Genomic DNA, 14,740 nt, shown 5'->3' with positions numbered 1-14,740 from the left:
TCTAGCGCTTTGTGATTTGTGTTTGTCATCTAGCAATTGGATGAGAGATTTGGAGGTGATATTGCGTCAGCGCAAGAGCGCAACCTTGCCAAGGTCGAGGTCACGGCTATTCAGGTAAAGAAGGAACCTCGTGTGTCGCTTCAAAATTTCGAAGCCTCGACAAAAGTCGGGGCTTTTTGGTTTCTGGCGTTTGGAAATTTTTGTCTCTAACATTTAGCGCTCTTTTGGTATCTATCACGGATTGATTTGCTTAAGGCGCGTTTCCGTTTGCCATTATGCACTCAGTATTTTCGCCAGCGAGCTAAAAGCGCAATTTTGTTCTATTTTTCACACTTATTCATTCTTATACTGAATTCACGGTAATCAATAGGTGAAGGTGAAATGGAAGAGAATCATTTTGAATATGCCAGCAGTCAGCATATTGAAGGAGTGAAAGCCTTTGCTGCGACGATGAACTCGTTTAGCTATGACAAACATGCCCATGAAGAATACAGCATTGGTGTGACGCGAAAAGGGCGCCAAGATTTTTTCAGCGGCGGGGCGTTTCATAAAAGTTATGCCGGGAACATCATCTATTTTAACCCAGAGCAAGTCCATGATGGGGCAGCAGGCGCGGACTCTACGCTGGAATATGACATGTTGTACATTCCAACCCACAAGTTGCAACCACTGATGCAGACACTAGGGTTTAAAAATGGCTTCAACTTGCGGCTTAATCAGACGTTGTTTGACGACCCACTGCTGCGCCAGCAAATACTGTTGATGTGTCAGCATGTGAAAACATCGAATTCTCCACACGTCGAACAAGAATCTGCGCTTATTAGTATTGCGCAATCGATCGTGCGCCTGAGTGGTCAAAGACTCGATAGTGGTAATCCCGGTCGACGTAAAGACACGCTGCTGCTGCGCTCACAGGAATTTATCATCAGCCACCTTGATCAAGCCATCAGCTGCGATGAGATGAGCCAAGCCGCGAACATGTCGAAATATCATTATATTCGTTTGTTCAGTCAGCAATTTGGTATGACGCCGCACCAATATCTGCTGAACTGCCGGATTAACCGTGCTCGTGAACAGTTGGAGAAAGGCCTCCCTGTGTCAGAGGTTGCCCACCAAGTGGGGTTTGCTGATGCCAGTCACCTCAATCGTAAATTCAAACCTGTCTTTGGTATTACTCCAAAACAATACCAGCAACAATTTATGCGTTAATCGCGGGTCACTTATCGGCGTCTGATTCACGTACACATCTTGAGAATATTATGTTAGAAATCCTGCTTTATGCGCTAGGCGTTATGTACACGCCTGGCCCGGTGAATCTTATTGCTTTAAATAATGGGGTTCAAAAATACGATGTTCGCGCACTGCGTTTTTATGCGGGTGTGGGCGCTGCAATGTTTATTCTGTTTTATGGCTGCTCTTTGCTGAGTACACAACTGATTCGCCCTGAATGGCTATTTTATTTTGGGCTGGTTGGATGCAGTTATATCGTTTACCTCGCCTATAAAATCGCTAAAGCGCGGGTGAAACTGGATGATAACCCAAGTGTCGATGCACCCTACTTATCGTTTAAAGACGGACTTTGGGTACAACTTCTTAATCCTAAAGGCGTGACTGCGGCGCTGCCTGTTGCAACTGTCCAGTTTCCGGCCCAAGGTATTCAAGGGGGTACACTCGGTATTTGGTGCGTTGTACTGGCAATATTGGCGTTTGGCGCACCGCTGAGTTATTACCTTATTGGAAGATTGGTTGGCCGAAAAGTTAACAATCCGCGCTATTTTCGCTGGTTTAATATCGTGATGGCGAGCTTATTAGTGTTTGTTGCAGTGAGCTTGGCTTACGAGATGGCGCAATGGCATCGATAAACGTGGTTGTTACTGCTCGGTAAGCCGAATGTGACAAATATCACTTTAAGTTATTGTTTGGTTGGGAAACATGTTAATGTGTCACATAGGTTAAATAAATTCAGTCTGTGATGATGAGCAAACACTTAGAATATGCTGCTTTTCACTTAATGCGTCGGTTATTTCAATGTCACACTGCTGCTTGGCAGAAGGCCATTCCGGAGCTGACTAAGCCGCAGTATGCGGTGATGCAAGCGGTTTCAAACCAGCCCGGAATTGAACAAGTAGAACTGATGGATGCGTCAGTGAGCACCAAGGCCACTCTCGCGGAATTATTGGTCAGGCTTGAAAAGCGCGGGCTTATTTATCGCCAGCAGGGAGAGAGTGATAAGCGTCGTCGTTTTGTGTTTTTGACCGACGAAGGCCAAACACTGCTCAACTCGGTAGCGGCGGTTGCCAATGACATTGATAACCAGTTTCTTAATCGCCTTGAAAAACCGCAGCAGCAACAGTTATTAGAAAGTCTCAAAATCCTCACTCAAGGGCAACGCTGATCCGTCCTGATATGGATTGACACTTTTTAGATTAAAACGCCTGATACACCTCATCGGGCGTTTTGTATTTTAACGCGGTGTGAGGCCGATAATGATTATAGAGCTTCACCGATTGCGCCACCATTTTCCTTGCCTCGTTTAGGTCTTTCGGTTTTACCAGCAAGTACTCTTGCTTCAGTATCCCGTTAATCCTCTCCGCCAACGCATTTTGATAACAGTCGTATCCATCCGTCATCGAGCAGATAACTTGATGTTGTTCATGGGGTTTTTGATATTCACAAGAGCAGTATTGGCTGCCCCTGTCTGAGTGATGTATCAGTGGCGCCTCACTTTTCCTGTCCTTTATTCCAATCTAACCGACCATGCTTACGAAGCCAAACTAAAACGGTTGAGCGCCCCTGAATACCATAGTGCTCTTGGGTCTGCCTATAGGTCATTTCGCCTTTTTCGACTTGGTCGACAACGGCCAATTTAAAAGCGAGGGAATAATCTCGTTGAGTTCTCTTAGTGGTTGATTACATAACACTCTCCAAATTTGGCTTGGAAAGTGTCAACCTTATTTATGAATGTAATTATTAATCGTCATTTATAAATTTAACCAAATCTAAAGTTATAAGTGTGATTATATATCCTTTCGGTATTAACTCATTATATTTATATTTTTATACTTGGTTTGATTATTGTTTTTATTTTATATTAAATATTGTGTTTTAAATCATGTTTTATTATGAAAGCTATGATTTCTATTTATTGGTTTTGATTCATAAACTATAAAACCAATCTATTTTCGTGAACTAGTGTCACATAAGTAGCAATTTTATTGTTGAAGGTTAAATTTTTATAAATAGGGAATCTAATTCATGAAGAAAACGCTTTTGGCTATTGCAGTGGCTTCGTTATCTTTAACGGGATGCGGTGGTGGAGACGGTGATTCTAGCGCGGTAACTCCTGCGGCTACGTCTGCGGTTGGCGGTGTGGCCAATAAAGGGATTGTGAATGATGGCTTAGTTAATGTTTGTGTTGCCTCAGCCTCAAACGTCAGCAGTAAGTCGTGCGCTGAAGAAGATATTCTGGCGACAACGGTTACTAATGAAAAAGGGGAATATACCATATCAGGATTGCCTCAGAATAAAGCATTATTATTTGTTCTTGAAAACAACCCTGATGGTCAAACCCAGATGAAATGTGACTATTCAGGTTGTATTAGCGACGATATCGAGTTCGGTGATTGGTTTGATGTAGCAGAAGATTTTAAACTGATTTCTCTGGTCGTTCCTGAGTCGGGGAATGTCACTGCGCATATGACAAATTTGACCGATGCCGCCGCAAAACGTGCAATTGAAATAGCTAATGGTAGTGCGGAAGTTTCAGCTGAAAATATTAATGCCGGTAATGCGATTGTGGCACAAATTTTTGGTGTGGACGCTCAAAATATAGCAACAATCGGTGCGATTGATTTAACTGATGCCGAGCAAGTTAATGCTGCGATTAATAACGGTGAGTCTGAATCAATTAAAGCAGCAACAATTTCAGCCGCGATTGCTGATGCAGGTGTGGAAGTCGAAACACTGTGGGAAAATCAAAGTTCGGCTGATGGTTATGATGATGAGCTTCGTGTTTCTATTTTAAGTAACGCTAGCCAAGTCATTTCATCAGTTAGTGAACATCTTGAAGATGAAAACTTGCTAGCGGAAGTCTCTGCTAGCATTGATACTGACCGTGAAACGCCACCGCAGATTACTATCCCAGAGGCGAGTGACGATATTCAAGCGGCAAAAGCGTTAGTGGAACAAGTGCGTACTGTTTATATGTCGGCGGCCGATGAAGAAGGCAATCTACGTCAAGGCTTTACTATGCTTGATGAGAGTGTTGAGCCGATTCCTGCGCTATTGCAAGATGATGTCTCAGATGCATTTAATCAGTTAGCGTCAGCGTTCTCATCAATTGCTTATCATATGAACACCGACCTGTTTAATGAGCAAGGTGAGTTAGAGGTTACTGCTGATGGTTCAACGTATATTATTGATACCGATGGGGTAAAGTTGACTGTTATTGGTACAGTAGATGTTGACAGCAGTAATAGCGAGTACATTTGCGACGAAAATGAAACAGATTATAGCTATTCTTATGACTGTGATGGTGGGTATCAGGATTCAGCGAACATTGCTTTACAAGTGTCTAATTTATCGGTGACTTCGGGCAATGCAACCATTACGGCTAAATCGGGTTTAGTCAATATAGAGAATTTTTTGGATAAAACGCAATATAACGATTCAGGTGAAAGTAATTACAATCAGGACACTGAGTCTGGGGCTGGGGAGTATAACGGTGAATACAGTTCATCGGTAACGGCTGACCAACTCCGTTTTGTTCTTGATGATTTAACAATCACTAGTGAAGATGATACTCAGGACCCAATAACTGTTTCAGGCTCTGTTGAAGTACGAGTTGATGATCTAGTTATCGTTAGTTCAGATAGTTATGCAGATACATCTGTCTGGAATAATTTCTATGATGAAAATACTGGTTACTGGGGATACACAGATTCATTTGAATACAGTTCTCGGTTTGATGAAACTTTAACAGCTAGTGCGTTAGTTTTTAAGGTTAGTGGTGATTTAGATTATCAGCAGCAGTCTCTCGACGCATTGATTGATATTCGCATCAACAATCCAAGCGGGTTGGTTTACTTTAGCTCGTTGAGTGAAACGGGGACTTGGTCTTACTCCTACGATTCATCATCGGACTCTTATTCTTATGGTAATGATGACTATGATATTACCGAGAGTGAGGGTTCCAAGCCGTCTGAAACAGAGGAGTCTTTCCTAAGAGGTTCTATCTTGGCGCGCATTAGCGCGGAAGTGAATCCGCAAAATCCGCAAGTCGCGGAAGTTCAGCTGCAGCTGTCTCGCCCAGCACTTAATACTATCAACGCAACAGGGCATGTCATTTATAACGATGAGCAAATAAATATCAGCTCTGAATACGACTTAGCATCACAAGCTACGCCAGTTATTACCATCAGCAACCTTAGCGCGAGTGCAATGGTTACTGAAGACGATAAACAACAAGTCTCAGGTCAAATCAAAGTAGGCAACGTTGTTGTAGCAAATATTGATGCACCTAACGGTATCGCGATTGTGCGCTACAGTAATGGTGAATTTGAGTCTTTATTCTAAATATCTGTCCTAACTTTAAAGAGCCCGCATGCGGGCTCTTTCTTTTATTTCAACGTGTTGAGTATTGTTATGTCATCGAGTGCCGCCTTGCTGGCTCCTGCTTTAAGTTTTTTCCCGCTTGCACAAGCGCCTGACCAAGTCAGCATTTTTTCTAATGTCGATATCTCTGGTTACGCCCAAGACAATCAAATTTATCCGCTGCTAAAGGGCGAGAAGGGAAGTTATGCGTCGTCTGAACACGCGTATACCCTCAACCAAGCGGAAATCGGCGTTCGTTATGGCGGGTTTTCGCTGTCGGTATTTAGCCGCTATGAGTGGTATTTAAAGTTTAGCCCGGACACCATGGAGCTATATGGCGCTTCGGTCAATGGCGAAGATCTTTCGTTAGGTAAAATTTATAACGTCGATCTGAGCGTCGAACATTTGGTGAGTGACGGCTTAAAACTTGGCTGGAGTCATGATTGGAATGGCAGCTTCTCGACCTATTTATCGCTTAGCTATCTACAAGCTCGAGAGGTAATGAGTGGAGAGCTAAGCGGGCAAGTTCAGCACTTGTTCAATGCGATTTATACCGGCGAGCTAAATTTAGATTATGTCTACAGTGACGATGTACTGCTTAATCGTCAGGTAAGCGAGCAGCATAGCCATTTTGGGTATAGCTCTGATATCGGGATGAATTGGCAAATCAGCGACAATTGGTTTGTGAGCCTTTGGGCGCAAGATGTCGTCAACGCCATTGAATGGCGGAATGTGCCAAGAACCCGCGCAACAGCGAATACGGCGACGGCTGACGTTGATGATGATGGAAATATATCCATTCATCCTGTGGTTACGGGAGTTGAAGACAACACCAATTATACTCAGCACTTGCCAACGAAATATCATAGTCGAATCAATTATCTCTACGGTGATGGCGGCTTGGGTGTCAAAAGTGTTTATGTGGACGAGTTATGGTTAGTCGACCTTGAATGGTCAGCGCTTTGGTCTGGATCTTGGGTTTCAAACGTCAGTTATAACTTGCAAACCGGCGCTATTGGCTTGAAAGCGCAGTGGCAGCATTTTTATCTCGGTGTAAAAAGCGACTCGCTAGATTATCAGCAAGCGACACAACTTAATTTAACATTAGGCGCGTCAGTGACAATGTCACTTTGAGCGATTTGCGTTGATGAATACAAGAGTACAAACACAAGCGCAACGGTGAGTATTGGTGAATTCATCAATCGCTGCTAAAAAAATTTTCAAAAACTAAATTTATCAATCTATTTTAAACATACCTTCATAAGTGAAGATTAAATTTATTACGTAAATTTAAAATGAGTTGCTGTAGGAATTTTCTTTGGGTCATTTAGGTGTTTTCTTAATATTTAATTTTAATTAAATATATGTGTTTTATTTTTCGTTTAATTTTAACATTTTGTTATAAAGTCTGTTGCATAAAGATATTCAAAGACTTGTGAGTGTTGAATTGTCAGGTCAATCTGAGAGGTAATGATGAGAGAAATGAGATGCCACAGTCACTATTTATTCTTGTTTTCTGGGCATTCGTTGGAATGACAAGACTTGAAAGCCGACATAGATAGGCGATAACTTCTGATGATTGAGGAATGTTTTTTAATGTTTATTTTTATGTAAATTAAATTATTTTGATCACCAATAATATTATTAGTTTATTTGCACTTATATTTACCGTGATTGATAGGTTTCTCTTATTAATTTAATCGGTGCAAATAATGTGATCGATACTGGATCTCTTACTATAATCGTTTTGAATTTACATGAACGTGTCTAAACTAAATTCTAAATGACCAACTTAAATTAAATAAGACTTTTTAAGTTTATCTGTTTAGAAAAGAACTAATACTTCTTCTGCTATATAAAGGATGCCCTATGAACAACAGCGATAAGAATTCAGCAGGTAAGTGCCCAGTGATGCACGGCGGCATGACCTCAACCGGTTCGACTGTGATGGATTGGTGGCCGAATGCTCTTAACCTAGACATTCTTCACCAGCATGACAAAAAGACCAATCCACTTGGCGAAGATTTTGATTACCGTGAAGCACTTAAAACGCTTGATGTAGAAGCTTTAAAGAATGATGTAAAAGCCCTAATGACTGACAGCCAAGACTGGTGGCCAGCAGATTGGGGACACTACGGCGGCTTGATGATCCGTATGGCTTGGCACTCCGCTGGTAGCTATCGTACTGCAGATGGCCGAGGCGGCGCATCAACCGGTAACCAACGTTTTGCACCATTAAACTCATGGCCAGATAACGGCAACCTAGATAAAGCGCGTCGTCTGCTGTGGCCAATTAAGAGAAAATACGGCAACAAGATCAGTTGGGCGGATTTGATGATTCTTGCCGGTAACATGGCTTATGAATCAATGGGCCTTAAAACCTTTGGTTTTGCATTTGGCCGCGAAGATATCTGGCACCCAGAAAAAGACATCTACTGGGGCTCTGAGAAAGAGTGGTTGGCACCAAGTGGTGGTGAAGGCAGTCGTTACTCAGGTGAGCGCGATTTAGAAAACCCACTTGCTGCGGTAATGATGGGCCTGATTTACGTTAACCCAGAAGGTGTTGATGGCAATCCAGATCCACTTAAAACTGCAGCGGATATGCGTGTGACGTTTGCGCGTATGGCAATGAACGATGAAGAAACCGTTGCTTTGACCGCGGGTGGTCATACTGTCGGTAAAGCGCATGGTAATGGTGACGCGTCTGAATTAGGTCCAGATCCTGAAGGTGCGGATATTGAAGAGCAAGGTCTTGGTTGGAACAACCACACTTCACGCGGTATCGGTCGTAACACTGTAACCAGTGGTGTTGAAGGCGCTTGGACTAGTCACCCAACCAAATGGGACAACGGTTTCTTCAAAATGCTACTTGAGCATGAATGGAAACTGACCAAGAGCCCAGCTGGCGCTTGGCAATATGAGCCTGTTGATATTGCAGAACAAGACAAACCGGTGGATGTAGAAGATCCGTCAATCCGTTACAACCCGATGATGACTGACGCTGATATGGCTCTGAAGGTTGACCCTGAATATCGCAAGATTTCAGAGCGTTTCTACCAAGACCAAGATTACTTCAATGAAGTTTTCGCTCGCGCATGGTTCAAATTGACTCACCGCGATTTAGGTCCGAAAGCACGCTACGTTGGTCCAGATGTACCAGCAGAAGATTTAATCTGGCAAGACCCAATCCCTGCAGGCAACAGCAACTACGATGTTGATGCGGTGAAAGCGAAGATTGCTGCAACCGATTTGAGCGTAGCTGAGTTGGTCGCAACGGCTTGGGATAGCGCGCGTACATTCCGTCACTCTGATCTGCGCGGTGGTGCTAACGGTGCACGCATTCGTCTAGCTCCGCAAAATGCATGGCAAGGTAATGAACCTGAGCGTTTGGCTCGAGTACTTGACGTTTTGACCAAAATTGCTGATGAGTCAGGTATTAGTGTTGCAGATACCATTGTTCTTGCCGGTAATGTTGGTTTGGAAAAAGCCATTAAAGCTGCAGGTTACAGCTTCACTGTACCGTTTGCCCCAGGTCGTGGTGATGCAACGGCAGAGCAAACGGATATCGAGTCGTTCGACGTTCTTGAACCTCTAGCGGATGGTTTCCGTAACTGGCAGAAACAGCACTATGTTGTAAAACCAGAAGAGATGTTGCTTGACCGCGCTCAACTGCTTGGTCTAACCGCACCAGAAATGACAGTTCTACTCGGTGGTTTGCGTGTTCTAGGCACTAACCATGGCAATACATCGCATGGTGTCTTTACTGACCGTGTCGGCGCTTTGACCAATGACTTCTTCGTCAACTTGACTGATATGGCGTACACCTGGAAACCAACAGGTCGCAACTCTTACGATATCTGTGACCGTAAGACTGGCGAAGCGAAATGGACAGCAACTCGTGTTGACTTAGTGTTTGGCTCTAACTCGATTCTTCGCGCTTATGCTGAAGTTTATGCGCAAGATGACAACCAAGAGAAATTCGTTAAAGACTTCATCGCGGCTTGGACTAAAGTGATGAATGCTGACCGTTTTGACTTAGCTTAACCGCTAAAATTGCTGATAAAGATAAACGTTCAAACTCCCGCTTCGGCGGGAGTTTTTTTGTCTATGTCTACTATTCAATCGCGTCGTAATGACGTCAATACGACACTCACCATGATTAAGCTCGCGCCAAGAATTTGTACCAGCGCTAAAGACTCGTGAAGCCAAATAAACCCAAACAATGCGGCAAATAAAGGCTCACTTCCCATCAATAAAGCGACTCTGGTTGGCGATGTGTGCCGAACGGCATGATTTTGGACAAAGAACGCAAATAGGGTACAGAAAACCACCAAATAAAACGTAATCAACCAGAATTCACTCGAGGTAGGCATAGTCACTGACGCGCCTTGCATACTGCCGACTAGGATAATGGCTGCAATGCTTGCGACCACTAATGACTGAATTGCGGTTAATGTCAGGGTTGAGATGACTTTATGTTGTAGTAGACGTTTGGTAAAGATTACCATCACTGCGCGTAAAAGGGCTGCGGCCAAAATCAACATATCGCCTCGATTTAATCCGCCACGCCAATCATATGCTTGAGTGAGTAGCGCGACGCCAAGCACGCTCATCAAGGTTAAAAGCACCAGTCTTTGACTTACCGGATGACGGTTGAACAGGGCTTCACACAACGCGGTAAACACCATTGATAAGCTGATCAAGAAGCCTGCATTGGCCGCGCTGGTTAATGCGACGCCATACACTTCACAAAAGAAAATCGCACATAGAATTCCACCAAGCGGTACCGCGTAATACCAATGGCGACAGCTCCCTTGATAACAATCTCGAATCAGCCACGGCAGCAAAAGCACGAAAGTTAAGCCAAAACGTATCGTAATAAACATCAATACAGAGCTAAATAGCAGCGCATTTTTAGTCAGGCCGTAGCTGGTTCCCCAAAATATCGCGACCAGCAGTAAAAGGAGTTCGCTGGGTATGAATAAGCGTAGGGATTTGTTGGAATTAAGCACAGATAGCATCGTAATGAAGTCCTTTTCGAAGCAAGATTTAAGCAGTGATGTTTGACGTCTAAAGTATCTGTTAGTAACTTATCTGAAACAATTACCTTGATATGCATAAGACTTTTGCGTTATGGATACAAATAAGCTTTTGCCCTTGTTGTCTGAAATGGCCATTTTTGTCTGTGTGGTCGAGCAGGGCAGTTTTTCCAAAGCGGCCGAGAAACTGGGCGTCGCGCCTTCGTCGGTGAGCCGTTCGATTCATCGTCTTGAACAAGCGTTACACGAAAAATTGCTTGAGCGAACGACTCGGCAGATGAAGCTAAGTTCAATCGGTCAGGAGGTGTTTGTTCTTTGTCGAGAGATGCTCAATACGGCTAAATTGGCGGTCTCGGCGGCGCATTCCGGTGAGCATAGTGTGAGTGGTGTTTTGCGTATCGCCGCGCCCAAAGCACTGGCCAAACATAAGTTAGCGTCTATCGTTCTCGATTTCATTCAAGCGTATCCTGAGGTAACAGTGCAGTTTAAGGTGGTGGATCATTTCATCGATCCGGTCAGCGATGAAATCGATGTGATTATTCATATTACCGAAGCACCCATAGAAGGCTTAATTGGAAAAACGCTAGCTGAAAGTCCGTTAGTCTTATGTGCCAGCAAGGAATATTCAGCATTGCATGGTTTACCGAACTCTCCCACCGAGCTCGCAATGCACAATTGTCTTTGTCTCGGTGAAAGTCCGGTTGACCAAGCGTGGACTTTCTCATCACCTACTCAGTCATTAACCGTTCAAGTTAGCGGCAGTTTTGCTGTCAATCACAGTGAAATTCGCCTGTCTGCGGTGCAAAGAGGGCTTGGTATTTCGCTGTTTCCACGTTTTGTAGTCGCTCCTCTGATTGAAAAACATCATTTAGTTGAAGTGCTACCTAACTGGGTTTTGCATGGAAAATATCAAGGAACAATTGTCGCTCAATATGCTCAATCAAAATATATTCCTAATCAAATCAAGATGTTTGTAGAGTTTCTGAGCACACGTTTTAGTTTGTGATATCTAGGGTATCAATTTGCGCCGATTCGCATTAAGTCGGCGTCTTCATAGGGACTTTGAAAGTATTAAACTTAGGTATGAGACAAATTGCTTAGCTTTGCTATCTTTAGATAAGAATGATTATTGAACAACGCAGCATGGATAGGGTGGGCACTGTATGCCTGAGACGAAGCGTAGAAAAATCGTACAACGTTATGAGCTTCTTGATGATTCCGAATATGGCTTGGCCCCGCTTTTGGATGCGCTAGCTTGTTTGTATAATATGCCTATTGCTTTTGTGGCCATCGTTAATGAAAACGAACTGACGATTAGAGCAAAATATGGTACCGACCTTGTTTCTATGCCCAGAGAAACTGCGTTTTGTAATCAAGTCATCGACACTGCTCAGACGTTGGTTATTGAGGACTTAACGCAACATGAGCGCTTTCGTAGCCACCCTTTTGTGATTGATGAACCTCATTTTAGATTTTATGCGGGCGTACCCATTAAGATTGAAGAGGTGGTTGTTGGAACCTTAAGTTTGATCGGTACTGAGCCGCGAACATTTTCGTCACAGCAGATCCAAATGTTAGAAAATGTCAGTACTTTCATTTCCAGACACCTTGGCTTTATCAGTGAACATACTCAACTCAAATTGGAACACAGCCTGCTTGATAGCTCGCCAGCAGTGCTTATCGCGTGGCGCTACGACAACTGCTTGCAATTACAAAGTGTCTCCAAAAATGTTCGCGATGTGATTGCGATTGATTACCAACATTTAATGGAGCATGACGCTTGCTTTGAGGACTTTTTGACTGTTGAAAGTCAGCAAAATTTTGGTTTTTGGTTACAGAACCATCTCGATGGCGTAGAAACCGCTGAATGCCATTTAAAAATCAATCACCCAGCAAGAACGGTATGGCTCAGAATGCTCAGCAAGGCGTTTTTTCATGCCAATGGTAAACTGCGCTCGATTCAAGCCATCATCACTGACAACACATCACATAAATACATGGAAGATCGCTTAAGCGAAACCAACAAACAGATGCGCTTACTTATTGAGGCGTCGGGGTTGGGCACTTGGGATTGGAACGTGCTGGCTGATTCAACCAAAGTGAATAAGCGCTGGTGTGACATTTTAGGTGTCGATCATGATTTCTACGATGGTACCAGTCAGTTTTGGCGAGAGCGTATTCACCCGACAGATTTAAGCCATGTCGATAAGTCACTTGAAGACCATTTGCATGGGATTGCTGACTCTTACAACGCGACATATCGGCTCAAACACGGCAACGGAAATTGGGTGTGGGTAGAAACCTATGGTTGCATTGTTGAGAGAACGGCAACGGGAGAACCGTTGAGGCTCGCGGGAACACATCGTGACATTACCGAGCGTAAAGAAGCGGAGCTGTTGCAACTTAAACAAAGTCAGCTCTTGGCGTTTGTGAATAAAGCGCGTGCCGCGTATTTGGTTGATAATGATCTCCCCGGTGCATGCCAAGAGATTTTGCCTGAGTTGATTGATATTGCGGACAGTCAGTTCGCCTTTATCGGTCAGTTGGTACAGGAAGAGGGCAGAGACCGTTTGTTTATCCATGCTATTTCTGAGCTGAGTTGGAATTCGGCCAGTGAAAAGTTGGTAGAGCTGTATAAAGGCCGTCAACTCTACTTTGATTCGTTTGATAACTTATTTGGCGAAGTGATCAAAACCGGTGAAAAGGTGATTAGCAATCGCATGAAAGTTCACACCAGTTCTCGAGGCACGCCTGGCGGTCATCCCCCGATTTTCAGTTTCTTAGGGCTACCTATTTATATTCAAAAACGTCTGGTCGGCATGATAGGACTTGCCAATAAAGCGGAAGAGTACACCCAGAAAGATGTCGCTTTTTTGCAGCCACTGCTAGATGCATTGAGCGGCTTGTATTATGCGGTAGAGCTTGAACAAGCGCGAACCGAGGCGGAAGAGCGCCTTAAACATTGGGCAATGACGGATTCATTATCTGGTCTGTCCAATCGCCGTGCGTTCATCGATTATTGCCGAGGGCTCGAGCATCAACGCAACCCTTATGCGATTGCTATCTTTGATATCGACCATTTTAAGGCCGTGAATGATACCTACGGCCATGAGGCCGGCGATAAGGTCATCTGTTATATTGCCAAATGTATGCGCGAGCATATTCGGACTGATGATTTTGTCGCGCGTATGGGGGGGGAAGAGTTTGCTTTGATTATCAATAATACTGACCAGATGAATGCCCACAAAGTGCTGGAATCTATTCGAGTCTACATAGAAAGCCATCCGGTTGAATGGCAAGGAAATGAAATTCATGTCACCGTTAGCATCGGCGCAAATTGGTATGATGAAGCCAATTCAAAAGTGCTGAGTCGCCACCTTCAAGAAGCCGACAGAGCGCTCTACCTTGCCAAAAACAGCAATCGAAATTGTCTGGAGTGGTTTGTCCAAACATCATCAACGCCATGTAATGATCAAAACCAAGCTGATGTTGTGGATATAAAAAACGCGCAAAAAGAGCAATAGCGCTGAAAACCACCGCGCAATGGTTTCATCACCGCAAATATTTTCTTAACTTGGCCACCACTTTACCTCCTCATAATTGAATGTTTATTATCCCAATTGATCGTTGCATAAACAGGCTGGACGGTTTTTTAGCCATTCGATTGATAAACATAAAATTTATTGTTGACGATATTTTTCTATCGGGTAAAGTACGCCTCGTTCTCAAGGGCAAGCCCAGTAAGAGACGAATGCGACACTAGCTCAGTTGGTAGAGCGCAACCTTGCCAAGGTTGAGGTCACGAGTTCGAACCTCGTGTGTCGCTCCAAATTTTTTGCGATACACTCACACAGAGTGCAACCTGATAGGTTGAGGTCACGCCTTTTTTAGGTAAAGAAGTGAACCTCGTGTGTCGCTACAGATTTTAAAGTGAGATTGATTATCTTGCTTTCACACAGATTGCGAATATCTAATTGGTATTCAAGATGGTGTCTCCATCGCAACAAGTTTGCGTGCCCTGGTGGTGGAATTGGTAGACACAAGGGATTTAAAATCCCTCGGCGTTCGCGCTGTGCCGGTTCAAGTCCGGCCCGGGGCACCATCTCAAA

Annotated in this window: 10 protein-coding genes, 2 tRNA genes and 1 pseudogene; 10 read left to right on the top strand and 3 right to left on the bottom strand. The window is 43.9% G+C overall.

Going from position 1 to position 14,740, the window contains the following annotated elements; genetic code table 11:
• Positions 1–381: 381 nt before the first annotated feature.
• The 3 genes from BLS03_RS24500 to BLS03_RS24490 all read left to right on the top strand — a co-directional run bounded on the left by BLS03_RS24500 (position 382) and on the right by BLS03_RS24490 (position 2,395).
• Positions 382–1,209, top strand: a complete 828-nt coding sequence (locus BLS03_RS24500; protein ID WP_093279467.1) for a helix-turn-helix domain-containing protein — start codon at positions 382–384, stop codon at positions 1,207–1,209.
• A 50-nt stretch (positions 1,210–1,259) separates the two neighbouring features.
• Entirely contained in the window at positions 1,260–1,862 is a 603-nt protein-coding gene (locus BLS03_RS24495) for a LysE family translocator (RefSeq protein WP_093279466.1), read from the top strand.
• Positions 1,863–2,011: 149 nt separating this feature from the next.
• Positions 2,012–2,395: a MarR family winged helix-turn-helix transcriptional regulator gene (locus tag BLS03_RS24490; protein ID WP_218122050.1), complete on the top strand. Its 384-nt coding sequence runs from the start codon at positions 2,012–2,014 to the stop codon at positions 2,393–2,395.
• A 31-nt stretch (positions 2,396–2,426) separates the two neighbouring features.
• Here BLS03_RS24490 and BLS03_RS24485 read toward each other — a convergent pair.
• Both BLS03_RS24485 and BLS03_RS26260 read right to left on the bottom strand, forming a co-directional pair.
• A pseudogene (locus BLS03_RS24485) lies at positions 2,427–2,717 on the bottom strand (integrase core domain-containing protein); the annotation flags it as partial.
• Positions 2,718–2,721: 4 nt separating this feature from the next.
• Complete coding sequence (locus BLS03_RS26260) at positions 2,722–2,832, bottom strand: hypothetical protein (protein ID WP_425445130.1); 111 nt, start codon at positions 2,830–2,832, stop codon at positions 2,722–2,724.
• 423 nt (positions 2,833–3,255) lie between these two features.
• On the opposite strand from BLS03_RS26260, the gene BLS03_RS24480 reads away from it, so the two are divergent.
• The 3 genes from BLS03_RS24480 to katG all read left to right on the top strand — a co-directional run bounded on the left by BLS03_RS24480 (position 3,256) and on the right by katG (position 9,636).
• Positions 3,256–5,574, top strand: coding sequence for a hypothetical protein (locus tag BLS03_RS24480; protein ID WP_093279465.1), 2,319 nt, complete (start codon positions 3,256–3,258; stop codon positions 5,572–5,574).
• A 69-nt stretch (positions 5,575–5,643) separates the two neighbouring features.
• A complete protein-coding gene (locus BLS03_RS24475; RefSeq protein WP_093279464.1) occupies positions 5,644–6,726 on the top strand; it encodes a hypothetical protein in 1,083 nt (360 codons plus the stop codon).
• 735 nt (positions 6,727–7,461) lie between these two features.
• A complete protein-coding gene (gene katG, locus BLS03_RS24470; RefSeq protein ID WP_093279463.1) occupies positions 7,462–9,636 on the top strand; it encodes a catalase/peroxidase HPI in 2,175 nt (724 codons plus the stop codon).
• A gap of 74 nt (positions 9,637–9,710) precedes the next feature.
• Here the strand turns inward: katG and BLS03_RS24465 are convergent, their stop codons facing one another.
• Positions 9,711–10,613: a DMT family transporter gene (locus BLS03_RS24465; RefSeq protein ID WP_093279462.1), complete on the bottom strand. Its 903-nt coding sequence runs from the start codon at positions 10,611–10,613 to the stop codon at positions 9,711–9,713.
• 112 nt (positions 10,614–10,725) lie between these two features.
• Here BLS03_RS24465 and BLS03_RS24460 point away from each other — a divergent pair, with 112 nt between their 5' ends.
• The 4 genes from BLS03_RS24460 to BLS03_RS24445 all read left to right on the top strand — a co-directional run bounded on the left by BLS03_RS24460 (position 10,726) and on the right by BLS03_RS24445 (position 14,733).
• Positions 10,726–11,637 (top strand): LysR family transcriptional regulator, encoded by a 912-nt coding sequence (locus BLS03_RS24460; RefSeq protein WP_093279461.1) that lies wholly within the window; start codon positions 10,726–10,728, stop codon positions 11,635–11,637.
• A 157-nt stretch (positions 11,638–11,794) separates the two neighbouring features.
• Complete coding sequence (locus tag BLS03_RS24455; protein WP_093279460.1) at positions 11,795–14,155, top strand: sensor domain-containing diguanylate cyclase; 2,361 nt, start codon at positions 11,795–11,797, stop codon at positions 14,153–14,155.
• A 229-nt stretch (positions 14,156–14,384) separates the two neighbouring features.
• A tRNA-Gly gene (locus BLS03_RS24450) sits at positions 14,385–14,460 on the top strand.
• Between the two features lie 186 nt (positions 14,461–14,646).
• Positions 14,647–14,733: transfer RNA gene (locus BLS03_RS24445), tRNA-Leu, on the top strand.
• The last annotated feature ends 7 nt before the right edge of the window (positions 14,734–14,740 follow it).

The sequence above is a fragment of the Vibrio xiamenensis genome (genome assembly GCF_900100015.1).
Lineage (GTDB): Bacteria > Pseudomonadota > Gammaproteobacteria > Enterobacterales > Vibrionaceae > Vibrio > Vibrio xiamenensis.
The sequence above is the reverse complement of the archived record's forward strand: the minus strand, read 5'-3'. Positions and strand labels throughout refer to the sequence as shown.